Genomic DNA, 16,740 nt, shown 5'->3' with positions numbered 1-16,740 from the left:
CTCACATCCGGAAGACGCCGAAGCCCTCGGCGCCCTTGATCGGGGCATTGTGGATGGCGGACAAGGCCATTCCCAATACCGTGCGGGTGTCGCGGGGGTCGATGACGCCGTCGTCGTAGAGGCGGCCCGACATGAACATGGGCAGCGATTCGGCCTCGATCTGCGCCTCGATCATGGCGCGCAGCCCGGCGTCCTGCTCCTCGTTGAACGGGATGCCGCGCGCCTCATTGGCGGCCCGGCCCACGATGGAGATGACGCCCGCCAGCTGGGCGCCGCCCATGACGGCGGATTTCGCACTGGGCCAGGCGAATACGAAGCGCGGGTCGTAGGCGCGACCGCACATGCCGTAGTGGCCTGCGCCGTAGGACGCGCCCATGAGCAGCGAGATGTGCGGGACCTTCGAGTTCGAGACCGCGTTGATCATCTGCGCACCGTGCTTGATGATGCCCTTCTGCTCGTACTCCTTGCCGACCATGTAGCCGGTGGTGTTGTGCAGGAACAGCAGTGGCGTATTCGACTGATTCGCCAGTTGGATGAACTGGGTGGCCTTCTGCGCCTCCTCCGAGAACAGCACGCCGCGGGCATTGGCGAGAATGCCGACCGGGTAGCCGTGGAGTTCGGCCCACCCGGTGACCAGGCTGGAGCCGTAGAGCGGCTTGAACTCGTCGAAGTCGGAGCCGTCCACCACGCGGGCGATGACCTCGCGCGGGTCGAAGGGGATCTTGAGGTCGCCCGGCACGATGCCGAGCAGCTCGTCCTGGTCGTAGATCGGCTCGATCACCTCGGTGAGCGGGCGCGCGGCCGGACCCTGCTTGGACCAGTTCAGGCGCTTGATGATGGAGCGGCCCAAGCGGATCGCGTCCTGCTCGTCGACGGCCAGGTAGTCCGCCAAACCCGACACGCGCGCGTGCATTTCCGCGCCACCGAGCGATTCGTCGTCGGACTCCTCACCGGTGGCCATCTTCACCAGTGGCGGGCCGCCCAGGAACACCTTGGAGCGCTCCTTGATCATGACCGTGTAGTCCGACATGCCGGGGATGTACGCGCCACCCGCCGTCGAGTTGCCGAAAACCAGTGCGACGGTCGGGATCCCGGCCGCCGAGAGCCGAGTCAGGTCGCGGAACATGCGTCCGCCCGGGACGAAGACCTCTTTCTGCGTCGGCAGATCCGCGCCGCCCGACTCCACCAGGCTGATGCACGGCAGGCGGTTCTCCAGCGCGATGTCGTTCATCCGCAGCGTCTTGCGCAGCGTCCACGGGTTCGAGGTGCCGCCGCGCACCGTCGGGTCGGGCGCGACGATCATGCATTCGACGCCCTCGACGATGCCGATGCCCGCGATCACGCTCGCGCCCACATGGAAGTCGCTGCCCCAGGCGGCCAGCGGGGCCAGCTCCAGGAACGGCGAATCCTCGTCGATGAGCAGTTCGATGCGTTCGCGCGCGGTCAGCTTGCCGCGCTTGCGGTGCCGCGCCATCTTGTCGGGGCCACCGCCCGCGATGTTCTTGGCGTACTCGACCTCGACCTCGGCGAGCTTGGTGCTCATCGCCTCGGCCGCGGCCTGATACTCCGCCGAACTCGGGTCCACGGATGTGCGCAGAATACTCAAGACTGGAACCCCAATCGCTTGGCCGCGAGGCTGGTCAGAATCTCATTGGTGCCGCCGCCGATGCCGAGGATGCGGACATCGCGGTAATGCCGCTCGACCTCGGACTCGCGCATGTAGCCCAGGCCGCCGAACAGCTGCACCGCCTGGTGGGCAACCCATTCGGCGGTCTCCACCGCGGTGTTCTTGGCGAAGCAGACCTCCGCGATCAGATCGGTCTCGCCCTGCGCGGCGCGCTCGGCCAGCACGTGGGTGTAGACGCGGGCCACGTCGATGCGGCGGGCCATCTCCGACAGCGTGTTCTGGACCGCCTGGCGGCTGATCAGCGGGCGGCCGAAAGTCTCCCGGTCGCGGGTCCACTGCAGGGTCAGGTCCAGGCAGCGCTGCGCGTGACCGTACGCCTGCACCGCCAGGCCCACCCGCTCGCTCACGAAAGCCTGTGCGATCTGGGCGAATCCGCTGTTCTCCGGACCCACCAGGTTCGAGGCCGGCACCCGCACGTCGACATACGAGAGCTCGGCGGTGTCGGACGCCAGCCAGCCCATCTTCTCCAGCTTGCGGCTGACCGTGAAACCGGGCGTGCCCTTCTCCACCGCCAGCAGCGACACACCTGCCGCGCCCGGACCGCCGGTGCGCACCGCGGTCACCACGTAGTCGGCGCGCACACCGGAGGTGATGAAGGTCTTGGAGCCGTTCACGATGTAGTCGTCGCCGTCGCGGACCGCGGCGGTACGCAGGTGCCCGACATCGGAACCGCCGCCCGGCTCGGTGATGGCCAGCGAGCCGATCTTCTCCCCCGCCAGCGTCGGCTTCACCCAGCGCTCGATGTGCTCGGCATTGCCGGAGGCGATGAGGTGCGGCACCGCGATACCGCAGGTGAACAGGGATGCGAACAGGCCGCCCGAGCAGCCCGCGTAGTGCATCTCCTCGGCCACGATGGCGGCGTCGATGGCGTCACCGCCGGAACCGCCCGCGGACTCCGGGAACTGGATGCCCAGCAGGCCCAGCGCGCCCGCCTTCTTGTGCAGCTCCCGCGGGATCTCGCCGTCACGCTCCCAGTCGTCCAGGTAGGGCAGCACCTCGCGCTCGGCGAAACCGCGGACGGTGGCGCGTAGTTCGCGACGCTCGGGGGTGTTCCAGGGACTCACGTAACTCATGGCAGCAGCTCCACGGGAATCTCGATGTGCCGGGCTCGCAGCCATTCCCCGAGCCCCTTGGCCTGAGGATCGAAGCGGGCCTGATAGGCCACGCCCTCGCCGAGCAGGCCCTCGACGATGAAGTTCAGCGCCCGCAGGTTCGGCAGCACGTGCCGGGTGACGGGCAGGTCGGCGGTCTCGGGCAGCAGGCGGCGCAGCTCCTCGACGGTCAGGGTGTGGACCAGCCAGCGCCACTGCTCGTCGGTGCGCACCCAGACGCCGATATTCGCGTTGCCGCCCTTGTCGCCGCTGCGGGCCAAGGCGATGGCGCCCAGCGGTGCGCGGGTGGTGGCGCCCGACGGAAGCGGCTGCGGCAGTGCGGGTTCCGCGACCACGTCCAGTTCCAGGGTTTCCCCGGCGGGCGCGATCGCCACCTCGGAGCCGTCCGCCAGCACGGCGGTGTGCGGGATCTCCTTGGAATCCACGTATCCCGGCGTGAACACGCCGTACGGACCGCCATTGCCGGGCGGGGCCGTCAGCGAGAAGCCGGGGAAGCTGGCCAGCGCCAATTCCACCGCGACACTGGAGAACGCGCGCCCCACCTTGTTCGGGTCGGGGTCGCGGACCACGCAGCGCAGCAGCGCGCTGGCCTGCTCCTCGGTATCGGCGTCGGGGCGGTCGAGCCGCGCCAGCGTCCAGTCCAGTTCGGCGGGACGCACCGTCAGCCACGACTCCAGCTGACGCTGGGCCAGCGCGGCCTTGGCCTCGATGTCCAAACCGGTGAGGATGAACTGCATTTCGTTGCGGAAGCCGCCGATGGTGTTGGTGGACACCTTGGTCCGCGGCGGCGGGGCCTCACCGGTCACGCCGCTGATCAGCACCCGATCAGGGGCTTCCTGGCTCACCTGGATGCTGTCCAGGCGGGTGGTGACGTCCGGGCCCGCGTAGCGCGCGCTCTGGATCTCGTACATGAGCTGCGCCTTCACCGTGTCCACGGTGACCGCGCCGCCGGTGCCCTCGTGCTTGGTGATGACGCTGCTGCCGTCGCGGCGCACCTCGGCGATCGGGAAGCCGGGGCGGCCCAGATCCGCGATCTCGGTGAAGAAGGCGAAATTGCCGCCGGTGGCCTGGGTGCTGCACTCGATGACGTGACCCGCTACCACCGCGCCGGCCAGGGCGTCGTAATCGGTTCGGGCCCAGCCGAAGTGCGCGGCCGCCGGGCCGACCACCACGGAGGCGTCGGTGACCCGGCCGGTCACCACGATGTCCGCGCCGGCGGTCAGGCATTCGGCGATGCCCCACGCGCCCAGATAGGCGTTGGCGGTCAGCGGTGCGCCCAGGCCCAGTTCCCCGGCGCGGGCGAGCAGGTCGTCACCGGTCACGTACGCGACCTTCGGTGCGAGACCGAGCTTTTCGGCGACCTCGCGCACCCGCTGGGCCAAGCCCGCCGGGTTGAGGCCGCCCGCGTTGGCGACGATCTTGACGCCCGACTCCAGGGCCAGCCCGAGGCTGTCCTCCAGTTGCCGCACAAAGGTTTTGGCGTAGCCCAGGTTCTCGTCCTTCATGCGGTCGCGACCCAGGATGAGCATGGTGAGCTCGGCCAGATAGTCGCCGGTGAGCACGTCGAGCTGACCGCCCTCGAGCATCTCCCGCATGGCGCTCATGCGATCGCCGTAGAACCCGGAACAGTTGCCGATCCGGATGAGATCCGGAGTGTCGGCGAGCTGACTCATGAAGGGCCTCCCTGTGTGCGCCCGAAGCCGGCGCAGCCTCGGTGCTGCGGTCGGTTACAGGGTCACATCAGGAGCAGAAAAAATCAAGCCCGCGTGCTTGTTATTTGCGAAAAAGCCCGGTCAGGGCCGGGTACCGGGGCGCGAGCAACCGTCAGGCAGACTGAACGGGTGTCCACAGACGTCAGCGCGCTCATCCTGCTCGCCCTCGCCGGATTCCTCTTCGGCGGCGCGTACTCGCTGTTCAAGACCTCGCGCCCACTGGCCGTGGCACTCGCCGTCTGTGGCGTGCTCGCGGCCGTGGGCGCGATCCTGTGGATGGCGAACTAGTTATTCCGCTTCGAGGCGGAAGATGCGCAGGTCTTCGGGGACGCCGCTGAGCGGGGCTGCGAAGAAGCTGCGGCGGTAGGGCTTCACGCCCAGGCCGAGTTCTTCCAGGGTCTCCGGCTTCAGGGCGTCCAGGGTGGCACCCGAGAGCATGGTGTTGCCATTGCCGCCCGCCTCCATGACGCGAGCCGCGATGTTCACGTCGATGCCGAGCCAGTCGCCGCCGATCTCGCGGGGGCTGCCGGTGTGCAGGCCCAGGCGCATCTGCGGGCGGTAGCCGTCCACCGACACGGCGGACAGATTCTCCTTGGCCGCGATGGCGGCTCGTACGGCCCGGTCCGCGGACGGGAAGACAGCCATCACGCCGTCACCCATCCGCTTGACCACCTGACCGCCCCGATCCACGATCGGCGGCTCGATGGCCTTGGCCACCCGGCGCAGCAGGTCCAGGGTCACCTCGTCGCCCGCCGCCAGCGACCAGCTCGAGAAGGCCACCAGGTCGGTGAACATGATGGTGATCTCGTCGCTGCCGCGGCCCTTGCCGACCCGCTCCAGCATGGCCTGCCACACCTGCAGCGCGCCCAGCCCCAATTCGCGTGCGGCGCTGGGCGAATCGCCGACCAGCTTGTCCGCCGCGCGGGCCACCGCGCGCACCCCGCCCGGCCCGGAGACCGAGAGCGGATCGCCGAAACCCGGGTCACCGGGCAGATTCTCGCGCGCCTTACGGATGGCGCCGATGATGTCGCCGCGCTGATTGGCGGCATTGACCAGGGCCGAGAGCTGGCCCGGGAAGCGGCCGCGGCGGCGCGGCTGCCCATCGAGCTCGTCCGGGTCCTCCGGGTCCTCGGAGAGTTCTGCGGGGATCAGCGGGATGACCACATCCGGGTCGATACGCGGTTGGTCCCGCCCCCGGTTCCCGCCCGCGTCACGCGAGCGGTTGCGATCGGTCCCCAGTCCGTCCGTGCGGTTCGCGTCTTTGGCGCGGTCTCCGCCGTCGGAGGGTCGTTCGCTCACGCCCAGAGCGTATCCCAGCGCTCCGTCATGGGATGGATCAACGATTGCCACCGGACACCTCCCGATCGGTGCTAGCGGCCACATCGTTGGACCCGCCGAAGGTTTGAGTGTTTTGGTTGCTGAACCGATGCTACCGACCGTCCAGCACAACGCGCCACACCACCACGGCCCGAATCAAACGTTAGCTGGACCACACTTTCGGCCCGGTATGAACCACCCCGCCGAATGACATCGGCCCGATACGGAATCCGTATCGGGCCGATGCGCGCCGCCGTGCCGGGCAGTGGCCGGCGGCTCCCCGGGCAGGGTCTATATCACTCGTAACACGAGTCAGGCATCGCGTTTGTTCACCACGAAGAGAGCGGCTCCGAACACGACTGCGACGAAGGCCGCAAAGTAGATGAGACCACCCCAAGGACCCCAATGCCAATACTCGGATTTCTCGTCCACGGTTCCGAGGAACAGGCCCGCGTTCTGGAAGGGCAGCAGCACCTGAATTTCACGGCCTACCTTGCCGAACGCGCCGACCATCGGCTCCAGGATCACCGGCCACACGATCAGTAGCGAGAGCGCGCCCGCCGACTGCCGGATCAGGGTGCCGACGCCGACCGCCAGGAAGACGATGAGCAGGATGAAGATGGGGACGGCGTAGAAGACCCGCAGGTCACCACTGGTGAGGCTGAGGTGGGCGCCCGCGTCGTGGGTGACCATGGCCTTGAAGATGAAGAAGCCGAGGAAGGTCAGCACCAAACTCAGCAAACCCATAGCAACACCAATCAGGCCCGCTTTGGTGAGCAGCACGGTGGTCCGGCTGGGGGTCGCGAGGAAGGTCGTCTTGATGGTGCCGAAGCGGTACTCACTGGTGACCGCCAGCGCCGCCAGGATCATCACCATCAGGTAGCCGAAGCCCGGCATACCCTGCGCCAGACCCGTGATACCCAGCCCCGCGATCGAGTTCTCCGCGTACGGCGCGTCCGAGGGGTGCATCTTGCCCTCGGCCAGCTGGTCCTGGAACACCCGCCACGACGCGTTCAAGGCCAGGCTGAACAGGGCGGCGATCCCCAGCGCGAACACCGCCAGCAGCACCGTGCACCACACCGGCGACTTGGTCGAGGTCAGTTTGATTCGTTCCGCGGTGAGCACTCCCATCAGAGGCCACCTCCCATCACCTGATCGAAGCCTTCGCCGTGGTACTGCACCGCACCACCGGTCATGCGCATGAACGCCTCCTCCAGCGACGCGCGCTGCGGGGACAGCTCGTAGAGCGTGATGTCATTGGCCCCGGCCAGCTTTCCGACCGCGTCACTGGTCACACCCGCCACCATCAGCGCCGGGCCGTCCGCCTCCGCGCCGTCCTCGCGCACCGTCATGCCGTTCGAGGTGAGCAGGCTGCGCAGCTGATCCAGCTGCGGACTGCGCACGCGCACAGACTGTTCCGACGCCTTCTCGATGAAATCCTTGGTGGAGGTGTCGGAGATCAGCCGCCCGCGGCCGATCACGACGAGATGCTCAGCGGTCTGCGCCATCTCGGAGAGCAGGTGACTCGACACCAGCACGGTGCGGCCCTCCGACGCCAGCCGCTGCATGAAACGGCGGATCCAGAGGATGCCCTCCGGGTCCAGGCCGTTCACCGGCTCGTCGAACAGCAGCACCTGCGGGTCGCCGAGCAGCGCGCCCGCCAGGCCCAGCCGCTGCGACATGCCCAGCGAGAAGCCGCCCGCGTTCTTCCCGGCCACCTCGTGGAGGCCGACCAGGCGCAGCACCTCCTCCACCCGGGACAGCGGAATGTCGTTGGACGCGGCCATCCAGCGCAGATGCGAGCGCGCGGAACGATTGGGGTGCACCCACTTCGCGTCCAGCAGCGCGCCGACGGTGTCGAGGGGACGTTTCAGGTCGTGGTACGGCTTGCCGTCGATGAGCGCGGTCCCCGAGGTCGGGGTGTCCAACCCCAGGATCATGCGCATGGTGGTCGACTTGCCCGCCCCATTCGGGCCGAGAAAGCCGGTCACCTGCCCCGGACGGACCGTGAACGACAGATCCGACACCGCGACGGTCTGGCCGTAATGTTTGGTCAGGCCTCTCAGTTCGATCATGCTGCCCAGTCTTCCCCATGTCGTGAGCGCGCACTATCGCTAAAAGGTCGCGCGTCGCTCATCCTCGGGGATGATTACGGCCCGGACCCGGCTCCGGGTTCAGGCCGCGGACCGGGCAATCAGAAACCGGGCGAGGAAGCCTGCGCCCAGAAGCGTTTCGGGATGCGACCCGCCCGGCGGGCCAGCCAGCCGCCCTCCACCGCGCGAGCCATGGCCGCCGCCATCACCGCGGGCTGACGGGCGCGGGTGACCGCGGTCGCCAGCAGCACCGCCGAACAGCCCAGTTCCATGGCCAGTGCGGCATCGCTGGCGGTGCCGATGCCCGCGTCCAGGATCACCGGGACGCCCGCGGCGGCCACGATCATCTCGATATTGTGCGGATTGCCGATGCCCAGGCCGGTGCCGATCGGCGAACCCAGCGGCATGACCGCGGCGCACCCGACATCCTCGAGGCGCTTGGCCAGCACCGGGTCGTCGGTGGTGTAGGGCAGCACCGTGAAGCCGTCGTCCACCAATTGCTCTGCGGCGGACACCAATTCGATGGCATCCGGGAGCAGGGTGCGCTCGTCGGCGATGACTTCCAGCTTCACCCAATCGGTTTCGAGGGCCTCGCGGCCCAGCTGGGCGGTGAGCACGGCCTCGGCGGCGGTGCGGCAGCCCGCGGTGTTCGGCAGCGGGGCGATCTCCAGTCGCTTCAGCAGGTCCAGCACGCCGGTGCCGCCCGCGGCGTCCACCCGGCGCATGGCGACCGTGGTCAGCTCGGTGCCCGACGCCAGCAGCGCCTCCTCCAGCACGGCCAGGTTCTCCGCGCCGCCGGTGCCCATGATCAGGCGCGAACCGAACTCGCGGCCCGCGATGACCAGCGGCTCGACCGCGCTATCCACCCTGCACCGCCGTCAGCACCTCGATCTCCCAGCCGCGGCCCACCGGCTCGTCCCAGCGGGACTTCGGGAAGACCGCGCCGTCGATCGCCAGCGCCACGCCCTGACACGGCAGGTTCAGGCGCTCCAGCAGCTCGCGGACGGTGAGCTCCGCCGGGAACACGTGGTCCTCACCATTGACGGTGACGCCGACCGGAATTGCGGTCATCGAACTCCTCCTGAGATGAAACGGTGCGGGTCCGCGGCTCGCGCCTCGGGCAGCTCGGTGTCGGCGAGCAGGGCCAGTACGGCGTCCGCCGTGACCGGGGTGTCCAGGATGCCGTTGCGGCCGTGGCCCGCGGCCACGATCACCTTGTCGTCGAGGTATCCGATCAACGGCAGATTGTCCGGCGAGCCGGGACGCGAACCCGCGACGGCCTCGGCGAACTCGTATTCGCCCAGGCCCGGCAGCACGGCCTCGGCATCGGTGATCAGGTCCCGGACGCCGGCGACAGTGACGGCGTTGTCGAACCCGACTTCGTATTGTGTTGCACCCAGGACGATCCCGTCAGCCCTCGGCACAAGATATATGGGGCGGCCGTGCACGCGGGCCCGGATCACCCGGCTGGGCGGGGCGGGAGCGCTCGGGCGGCGGCGCAGGCGCAGGATCTCACCCTTCACCGGACGCACCGGCAGGCCCGGCCACAGCTGCGCGGAGGCGGCGCCCGCGGACAGCACGACCCGATCGTGCGGCAGCGCCGCCAGGTCCTCGATCCGCTCCCGGCGGAACTCGACCCCGGCCTCGAGGCAGGCGAATTTCAGCGCGTTCACCAGGGCCCGGTTGTCGACGGCGGGTTCGGCGGCGGCCAGCAGTCCGGCGCGCACGCCGCGGCCCAGGCTCGGCTCGGCCGCCCGGACGCCCGCGCGATCCAGCAGGCTCAGCTCGTGGCCGCGGGCGTTCACCCAGTCGGCGATGGTGCGCAGGTCGGCGGCGTCGGCCGCGTCCAGGGCGACGGTGAGGGTGGCGTCGGCGACGAAGACATCGGTCCCGGTGACGGCCTTCAGATCACCCGCGAACCCGGGCCAGCGGACCAGCGAGGCGGCACCGAACGCGAGGGCCGCGTCCTCCCCCGGCCAGCCCTCCGACAGCGGCGCGAGCATCCCGCCCGCGACCCAGGAGGATCCGGTACCCGAGGCCGGGTCGAAGAGGGTGACGGTCCAGCCCGCTCCGGCGGCCCGCCAGGCCACCGACAGTCCGATCACACCGCCGCCGACGACGGCCAGAGTCCGCATGTGAATCCGCCTAACTCGTCCCCGCATTCTCGGGGACCCGCATATATCCGATGCGAAACATCGGCCGCGAGGAAAAGCGCTTCCCTCGGGTCGTTTCGACCCGACAACCGTAGCGCGACTACCGTCACCCCTGTGCAACCCCACCCGAACCGGCCCGCCACCCCACGGGAACGCCTCGCGACCGCGCGGCTCTACCTGTGCACCGACGCCCGCCGCGACCGGGGCGACCTGGCGGACTTCGCCGACGCGGCCCTCGCCGGCGGCGTCGACATCATCCAGCTCCGTGACAAGGGTTCCGCCGGTGAGAAGCAGTTCGGCCCGCTCGAGGCGAAGGCCGAACTCGCCGCCCTCGCCGAACTGAAGGCGGTGGCCCGCCGCCACGGCGCCCTGGTCGCCTGCAACGACCGCGCCGACATCGCTCTCGCCGCCGGCGTCGACGTCCTCCACCTCGGCCAGGGCGACCTCCCACCCTGGTACGCCCGCCAGATCCTGGGCCCCGACGTGGTCCTGGGCCGCTCCACCCACAACCGCGCCCAAGCCGGCCTGGCCGCCATCGACGAACACATCGACTACTTCTGCACCGGCCCGGTCTACGCCACCCCCACCAAACCCGGCCGCACCCCCGCGGGCCTCGACTTCGTCCGCTCCACCACGGACTCCCACCCCACCCGCCCCTGGTTCGCCATCGGCGGCATCGACGAGCACACCCTCCCCGAAGTCCTCGCCGCCGGCGCTACCCGCATCGTCGTGGTCCGAGCCATCACCGCCGCCGACAACCCCCAAGCCGCCGCCCGTGCGATCAAGCAGCGAATCCTGGAGAACGACCGGTAACACGGATCTCGAGTGCTGTCGGGTGGCGCGAACTTCCGTCGTGCCATTGGAACTGGCGGCATTTCAACGATCCGGATATCGCCTAGGTTCGGCTGCGATGGCGATCAGCCCGATCGCCGCATCCTCCGGAGGTTGCCAATGCTCGCAAGTTCTGTGGTACGCAATGGATTCGGCGCGCTACTGCTGACCGCCACCGCGGTCGGCAGTGTCATCACGGCCGCGCCCGCACAGGCGTCGGTCACCCGCATCTGGATCCAGCAGGTCAGCGACGCCCAATCCAACCTCGCCGCGGACGTGGACAGCACCGCCCCCGTGTACTTCTACGACAACGGCAAACTCATGCCGGGCAGCCCCGCCACCCCCGTCACCATCGACGGCAAGCACTACTGGGCCAGCATCCCCCTCTTCGCCGCCGGCGTCCACAGCGTCACCGTCAAACAGGGCGACACCCAGCTCTCCGCCACCTTCCTCTCCACCGGCAGCGGCGAACCGAAACAGATCGGCAGCGGCAGCGCCGGCTGACACGCCGCGACATTCGCGGTCAGTTCACCGGATCCAGGCGGGCCGGGATGCCGTTGAGGTTGGCCATGCCTGCCAGGCGTTCTACGTCGGCGAGATCGGTTGACATCAGGTCGTTCACGTTGGCGCCACCGGCGGCGTTGGCTCGGTGCCAGCCGCCGGTGTGACCCCAGCCGTGGGGGATGGCGATGGCGCCGGGGGTGAGATCTTCGGTGAGGCGGGCCGTTACTTCGATGGAGCCGTGGGGGGAGGTTACTCGGCAGCGGTCGCCGTCGGAGATGCCCGCTACCGCGGCGTCTTTGGGGTTGATGCGGGCGGCGTGTTCGCGGTCGCCTCGCATGAGGGGTTCGACATTGTGCATCCAGGAGTTGTGGGACTTGAGTTCACGGAGGCCGATCACGCGCAGGGGGTAGGTGGGGTCGGCGGGGCGGTCGGTGAGGGTGCGGAGTTCGATGATGATCTCGTCGGGGTCGAGGCGGACGCGGCTGCCCTTGTGGCGCACGATGTTTCGCAGGACGCCCGTGGCGATGCTGTCGGCCAGGACCACGCCGTGCGGGTGGCGGCGCAGCATGCGCAGGCTTAGGCCGTCGCGGCGGAGACCGAAACGGTCGCCGTAGGGGCCGGTGCGCAGGGCCAGATCGGCGAGGAGCGGCGGGGTCGGACGGGCCGACGCCAGGCCGGGTATGCGGCGGCGCACCGAACTCAGCGCGCGGCCGAGCGGGCGGGCGGGGCCTACCGCGAAGGGCTGCACGCCGATTCGGGTGGCGATAGCGTCGATGATCCGCCATTCCTCGCGGGCCTCGCCGTAGGGTTCGACGACCCGCTCGGTGTACTGGGTGTACGGGGTCGGCGAGAGCGCGGTGAACGGGAGCGGGATGTCGTCGCGTTCGAGGAAAGTGGTCGCGGGGAGGACGTAGTCGGCGATGCGGTTGGTGTCATTGATGTAGAGGTCGATGGAGACGAACAGGTCCAGTTCCGGCAGGGCCGCGGCGAGTTCGCGCCCGTTCGGGACCGAGGAGACCGGATTGCCCGCGGAGGTGAACAGGGCGCGCAGGCGGCCCGGGCCCGGGGTGGTGATCTCCTTGGCCATGACGGCGGCGGGGAACGTGCCCAGGACGTCGGGGAATCCGCCGACCCGGGAGTGGTTGCGGCCGTAGCCCGCGAACCCCAGGCGGGCGCTCAGTTCGGAGACCGCCACCAGCTCCTTGCCGAAGACGCTGCCGCCCGGCTTGTCGAGATTGCCGGTGACCAGGGCGAGCGAGTCGACGAGGAAGGCCACCAGGGTGGCGTGGCGACCCAGGCAGGTGCCGGTGCGACCGTAGACTGCGGCGGAGTCGGCGCGGGCCAGATCACGGGCCAGGGCGCGGACGAGATCGGGGTCCAGGCCGGTGATCCCGGCGGTCGCCTCGGGGGTGAAACGGCTGACGGCGGAGCGCAATTCGCGGACGCCGCGCGCCTGACGGCGGAGCGCCTGCTCGTCTTGGAGGCCCTCCGCGAAGATCACCTGGAGCAGCGCGGCCAGCAGCCAGGCATCCCCGTCGGGCCGGATACCGACGTGCTCGAAGAGTTTCGCCGTCTCGGTCTTGCGCGGATCGACCACCACCACCCGGCCGCCGCGCTTGGTGATCCCGGTCAGCTTGTCGCGGACCCGGGGAACGCTCATCGCGCTGCCGTGCGAGACAAGGGGATTCGCGCCCAGCATGAGCAGGAAGCCGGTGCGGTCCAGATCGGGGACCGGCACCGAGGTCGCGGACCCGTAGAGCAGTTCGCTGGCCACGAAGCGGTTGTTGATGTCCTGCGAGCCCGCCGAATACACGTGCTTCAGCCCGGCGGCCAGCTGGAAACCCACCATCCACAACGTGTGCGAGTAGGAGAAGGTGGACGGATTGCCGAAATACCATCCGAGACTGTCGATTCCGTGCTCACCGATCAGCGCGCGCAGCCGCACGCCGATCTCGTCGAGCGCGGTATCCCAGGACACCCGCTCGAACTCACCGGACGCCGTGCGCCGCAGGGGATACAGCACCCGGTCCGGGTCGTTCTGGATCTCGGTGAAGGCGATGCCCTTCGGGCAGGCATTGCCACGGGAGAGCGGATGGTCCTTGTCGGCGCGCAACCGCACCAGCCTGCCGTCCTCGACGGTGGCGATCAGGCCGCAGAGCGGCTCACAGATCCGGCAGTACGTGGGAAGCTCGCGCGTGCTCACGCCTCAAGACAACACCTGATCCAGAGTGAGGAACAACACATTTCCGGCCAAATCGGTCTGTTCCAGGCCGGGTTCGGCGGTCCCGATCCGGGCGGTGCGGCCGGTCCCGTCGCCGGCGGAGTGCAGCCACAGGAAACCCAATTCGGCCAGATCCAGGGTGCGCGGCAACGCGGCCGCCACCGCGCCGCTGTCACTGATCCCGGCCAGGCTGACCCGGGTGGGGGTGGCGCGCAGGGTGGGCCAGGCGGCGGCGAATCCGGGGTGCAGGGGCCGGTCCACGACCTCGTCCTCGGGCACCCACACCAGATCCTGGCTCTCCAGATTGCCGCGGGTGCGCAGCCGGTCGGCGGCGTCGGCGATGACCGTGGTGTAGGTCCAGCCGCTGGGCGCGGTCGCGGTCACCCGGGAACCCCGCACCCGGATCGAGCCGGACGCGATGCCCGCCTCCTCCTCGGCCTCGCGGACCGCGGCGTGGACGCTGGTCTCGTGCGAGTCGCGGGCGCCGCCGGGCAGCGCCCAGGTGCCGCCCTGATGGGTCCAGGCGGCCCGGTGATGCAGCAGCACTGCCGAACCACCATCGGCCAGCGGGGCGCGCAGCAACAATCCGGCAGCCCCGAAACGACCCCATTGGCGGGTGCCGTCCGAGCTCTCCGCCCACCCGTCGCCGTCACCACGCATCTTCGCAATCCCATCGTCCGACCGCGCCGAGAACTACCACGGGGATTCCCGCGTCACGGCGGCGGTACGTCCACAATAAGCTCATCCGGCAGGAACAAGTCGGTCGTTCGATTTCGGTCAGTGGGAGGTGAGGATGGCTCGAGCCGAGGAATTGAGGCTGGACGAGCTTTCCCCGCGCGCCGCCGCGGCAGCGTGGCGCGAACGGTTCGCTACCACTGAACTGCGCGCCTTCGCCGAATCGTCGCCCGCGAAGCTGATCGCGGTCGGGCTGGTTCTGCTCGCCCTGTGCGTGTCCGCGGGCATGGTCACCGCCACCGCGGTGACCGATCGGCAACACGCGCTCGACGTCCTGCTCGACCAGTCCGAACCCGACGCCTACTCGGCGCAGCGGCTCTACACCTCGCTGTCGGTGGCCGACGCCTCCGCCGGCACCGCCTTCATTTCCGGTGGGCTGGAACCGAAGCCGGTCCGCGACCGCTACAACCAGGCCGTCGGCCAGGCCGCCGCCGAACTGGTGGTGCAGTCCACCGGCGGCGACGCCGACACCGACGCGCAACTGCGCACCGGCATCGCGACCGGGCTGCCGGTCTACACCGGCATCGTCGAGACCGCGCGGGCCAACAATCGCAGTGGGCAGCCGGTCGGCGCGGCCTATCTGAGCGAGGCCTCCAACCTCATGCAGAAGTCGGTGCTGCCGATGGCGCAGGAACTGCAGGAGCACCGGGCCGCCGCCATCACCGAGACCCAGCGCAATCACGTGCGACCGCCGTGGCCCGCCATCCTGCTGCCGCTGCTGGCGGTGGCGGCGCTGATCGCGGCCCAGCTGCTCCTGTTCCGGCGCTGGCACCGGGTGCTGAACTTCGGGCTGCTGCTGGCCACCGCGACCATGGTGGTGCTGCTGTCCTGGACGGTGATCGCGGGCTTCATCTCCGCGGTCGACACCACCCACGCCCGCGACAAGGGCAGCGTGCCGACGACCGCGCTCACCGAGAGCCGCATCCTGGCCCAGCAGGCCCGCACCGCGGAAACCCTGAAACTGGTGCGCCGCGACACCAGCGCGGACTACGACCGCACCTACGACCAGGCCATCGAGAAACTGCGGAACATCCTGTCCGGCTACCGATCCGACGCGCCGGGCAGCGGGGACGTGAAGGTCGCGGCGGCCGCTCTGGACCGCTGGCGGGCCGCTCACCAGCGGATGAACGACGCCCTCTCGAAGGGCGACTTCATCGGCGCGGCCGCGGTGGCCACCGGGCCGGGCGCGGTCGAGGCCGCCGCCCAGACCGACGCCCTGGACCGCGCGCTCGGCGACGGCATCGCCGACACCCGGAACCAGTTGCGCGCCGACACATCCCACGCCGCCCGCACCCTGGATCTGCTCGGCCCCGGCGCGCTGGTGCTCAGCACCGCCGCCGCCGTGCTGATCGCGGTCGGGCTCTGGCCGCGACTGCGGGAGTACCGATGACCAGCCGACCGGTCCGCTTCCTGGCCGTGGCGGCCCTGGCCGCGACCGTGGCCGCCACCGCCGCCTGCGGGGACAACAGCCCTCCCCCGCCCGCGCCCTCGACCCGGGTCCCCAGCTACGTCGAACCACCGCTGCCCTCCGGCGCGGTCGCGGCCCAGCCGCAGGCCACCCCGCCGCCCGAGGTGACCGACTGCGGCGACCCCACCGCCAGCCTGCGCCCCACCGGCGTGCGCAGCGGGCCGACGCTCGACGCCATCCGGGCCCGGGGCCGACTGCTGGTCGGCTTGGACCCGGGCAGCAACCTCTTCAGCTTCCGCGACCCCACCACCGGGGCGCTGGCTGGCTTCGACGTGGAGATCGCCCGGGAACTGGCCCGCGACCTGCTCGGCGATCCGGGCGCCATCGAATACCGGATCCTCGGCTCCGCCGACCGCGAGAAGGCGCTGCAGGAACACACCGTCGACGTCGTGGTCAAGACGATGACCATCAATTGCGCACGGCGGCAACGGGTCACGTTCTCCACCTCGTATCTCCAAGCGCACCAGCGCGTGCTGGCGGTGCGCAATTCCGGTATCAACGGACTCACCGACCTGGCCGGGAAGCGGCTGTGCGTGGTCAGCGGCACCACCTCCCTGGACCTGGTGCGGCGCACCCAGCCCGCCGTCTCCATCCTCACCGTCCCCAGCTGGGCCGACTGCCTGGTGGTGCTGCAGCAGCGGCAGGTCGACGCGATCAGCACCGACGACACCGTGCTGGCCGGGCTGGCCCAGCAGGATCCGGCCATCGAGGTGGTCGGGCCCAACCTGAGCACCGAGCAGTACGGCATCGGAATCTCGCAGGGCTCCGACGATCTGGTGCGCTTCGTCAACGGCACGCTGGAACGCATTCGCGCCGACGGCACCTGGAACCGGCTCTACCGCCGCTGGCTCAGCGCCGAACTCGGCGACGCCGCCATCCCGCCGCCCCCGAGGTATCAGGACTGACG

Annotated in this window: 16 protein-coding genes; 5 read left to right on the top strand and 11 right to left on the bottom strand. The window is 69.7% G+C overall.

What is annotated here, in order from left to right; all coding sequences use genetic code 11:
- Position 1: 1 nt before the first annotated feature.
- The 3 genes from ABZ382_RS27475 to ABZ382_RS27465 are packed head-to-tail and all read right to left on the bottom strand — an operon-like array spanning position 2 to position 4,472.
- Positions 2-1,606, bottom strand: a complete 1,605-nt coding sequence (locus ABZ382_RS27475) for a carboxyl transferase domain-containing protein (RefSeq protein ID WP_357094468.1) — start codon at positions 1,604-1,606, stop codon at positions 2-4.
- Positions 1,603-2,751, bottom strand: a complete 1,149-nt coding sequence (locus ABZ382_RS27470; protein WP_357094674.1) for an acyl-CoA dehydrogenase family protein — start codon at positions 2,749-2,751, stop codon at positions 1,603-1,605. The genes ABZ382_RS27475 and ABZ382_RS27470 overlap by 4 nt, the downstream gene beginning before the upstream one ends.
- A gap of 5 nt (positions 2,752-2,756) precedes the next feature.
- The gene (locus tag ABZ382_RS27465; protein WP_357094465.1) at positions 2,757-4,472 is read right to left on the bottom strand and encodes an acyclic terpene utilization AtuA family protein; all 1,716 of its coding nucleotides are present in this window, start codon (positions 4,470-4,472) and stop codon (positions 2,757-2,759) included.
- Positions 4,473-4,640: 168 nt separating this feature from the next.
- On the opposite strand from ABZ382_RS27465, the gene ABZ382_RS27460 reads away from it, so the two are divergent.
- A complete protein-coding gene (locus ABZ382_RS27460) occupies positions 4,641-4,799 on the top strand; it encodes a hypothetical protein (protein ID WP_357094463.1) in 159 nt (52 codons plus the stop codon).
- On the opposite strand, the gene ABZ382_RS27455 is transcribed toward ABZ382_RS27460, so the two are convergent.
- The 6 genes from ABZ382_RS27455 to thiO form a co-directional block, all read right to left on the bottom strand.
- Entirely contained in the window at positions 4,800-5,660 is an 861-nt protein-coding gene (locus ABZ382_RS27455) for an adenylate/guanylate cyclase domain-containing protein (RefSeq protein WP_357094671.1), read from the bottom strand.
- Positions 5,661-6,140: 480 nt separating this feature from the next.
- Positions 6,141-6,959 (bottom strand): ABC transporter permease, encoded by an 819-nt coding sequence (locus ABZ382_RS27450; RefSeq protein WP_357094460.1) that lies wholly within the window; start codon positions 6,957-6,959, stop codon positions 6,141-6,143.
- Positions 6,959-7,903: an ABC transporter ATP-binding protein gene (locus ABZ382_RS27445; protein WP_357094458.1), complete on the bottom strand. Its 945-nt coding sequence runs from the start codon at positions 7,901-7,903 to the stop codon at positions 6,959-6,961. Before ABZ382_RS27445 ends, ABZ382_RS27450 begins: the two co-directional genes overlap by 1 nt.
- A 119-nt stretch (positions 7,904-8,022) precedes the next feature.
- Positions 8,023-8,787 (bottom strand): thiazole synthase, encoded by a 765-nt coding sequence (locus tag ABZ382_RS27440; RefSeq protein WP_357094455.1) that lies wholly within the window; start codon positions 8,785-8,787, stop codon positions 8,023-8,025.
- Positions 8,780-8,992: a sulfur carrier protein ThiS gene (gene thiS / locus ABZ382_RS27435; protein WP_357094452.1), complete on the bottom strand. Its 213-nt coding sequence runs from the start codon at positions 8,990-8,992 to the stop codon at positions 8,780-8,782. The genes ABZ382_RS27440 and thiS overlap by 8 nt, the downstream gene beginning before the upstream one ends.
- A complete protein-coding gene (gene thiO / locus ABZ382_RS27430) occupies positions 8,989-10,056 on the bottom strand; it encodes a glycine oxidase ThiO (protein WP_357094449.1) in 1,068 nt (355 codons plus the stop codon). Before thiO ends, thiS begins: the two co-directional genes overlap by 4 nt.
- Before the next feature lie 132 nt (positions 10,057-10,188).
- Between thiO and thiE the strand changes: the two genes are divergently transcribed.
- Both thiE and ABZ382_RS27420 read left to right on the top strand, forming a co-directional pair.
- Positions 10,189-10,887, top strand: a complete 699-nt coding sequence (thiE, locus tag ABZ382_RS27425) for a thiamine phosphate synthase (RefSeq protein WP_357094446.1) — start codon at positions 10,189-10,191, stop codon at positions 10,885-10,887.
- Positions 10,888-11,025: 138 nt separating this feature from the next.
- On the top strand, positions 11,026-11,409 hold the full coding sequence (locus tag ABZ382_RS27420; RefSeq protein WP_357094443.1) for a hypothetical protein: 384 nt from the start codon (positions 11,026-11,028) through the stop codon (positions 11,407-11,409).
- Between the two features lie 19 nt (positions 11,410-11,428).
- Here ABZ382_RS27420 and ABZ382_RS27415 read toward each other — a convergent pair whose 3' ends face one another.
- A complete protein-coding gene (locus ABZ382_RS27415; protein WP_357094440.1) occupies positions 11,429-13,612 on the bottom strand; it encodes a molybdopterin-dependent oxidoreductase in 2,184 nt (727 codons plus the stop codon).
- 3 nt (positions 13,613-13,615) lie between these two features.
- On the bottom strand, positions 13,616-14,290 hold the full coding sequence (locus ABZ382_RS27410) for an NUDIX domain-containing protein (RefSeq protein ID WP_357094437.1): 675 nt from the start codon (positions 14,288-14,290) through the stop codon (positions 13,616-13,618).
- Between the two features lie 133 nt (positions 14,291-14,423).
- On the opposite strand from ABZ382_RS27410, the gene ABZ382_RS27405 reads away from it, so the two are divergent.
- Positions 14,424-15,755, top strand: coding sequence for a hypothetical protein (locus ABZ382_RS27405; RefSeq protein ID WP_357094434.1), 1,332 nt, complete (start codon positions 14,424-14,426; stop codon positions 15,753-15,755).
- Complete coding sequence (locus ABZ382_RS27400; protein WP_357094431.1) at positions 15,752-16,738, top strand: transporter substrate-binding domain-containing protein; 987 nt, start codon at positions 15,752-15,754, stop codon at positions 16,736-16,738. Before ABZ382_RS27405 ends, ABZ382_RS27400 begins: the two co-directional genes overlap by 4 nt.
- Positions 16,739-16,740 lie beyond the last annotated feature (2 nt).

The sequence above is a fragment of the Nocardia sp. NPDC005825 genome, from assembly GCF_040630175.1.
In the GTDB taxonomy this organism is placed as follows: domain Bacteria; phylum Actinomycetota; class Actinomycetes; order Mycobacteriales; family Mycobacteriaceae; genus Nocardia.
This window is presented reverse-complemented; position numbering and strand designations above follow the sequence as displayed.

Coding starts and splice junctions, on each gene's coding strand:
- ABZ382_RS27400 (WP_357094431.1), top strand. CDS start 15,752: ATGACCAGCCGACCGGTCCGCTTCCTGGCCGTGGCGGCCCTGGCCGCG.
- ABZ382_RS27420 (WP_357094443.1), top strand. CDS start 11,026: ATGCTCGCAAGTTCTGTGGTACGCAATGGATTCGGCGCGCTACTGCTG.
- ABZ382_RS27405 (WP_357094434.1), top strand. CDS start 14,424: ATGGCTCGAGCCGAGGAATTGAGGCTGGACGAGCTTTCCCCGCGCGCC.
- ABZ382_RS27410 (WP_357094437.1), bottom strand. CDS start 14,290: ATGCGTGGTGACGGCGACGGGTGGGCGGAGAGCTCGGACGGCACCCGC.
- ABZ382_RS27445 (WP_357094458.1), bottom strand. CDS start 7,903: ATGATCGAACTGAGAGGCCTGACCAAACATTACGGCCAGACCGTCGCG.
- thiO (WP_357094449.1), bottom strand. CDS start 10,056: ATGCGGACTCTGGCCGTCGTCGGCGGCGGTGTGATCGGACTGTCGGTG.
- ABZ382_RS27465 (WP_357094465.1), bottom strand. CDS start 4,472: ATGAGTCAGCTCGCCGACACTCCGGATCTCATCCGGATCGGCAACTGT.
- thiS (WP_357094452.1), bottom strand. CDS start 8,992: ATGACCGCAATTCCGGTCGGCGTCACCGTCAATGGTGAGGACCACGTG.
- ABZ382_RS27450 (WP_357094460.1), bottom strand. CDS start 6,959: ATGGGAGTGCTCACCGCGGAACGAATCAAACTGACCTCGACCAAGTCG.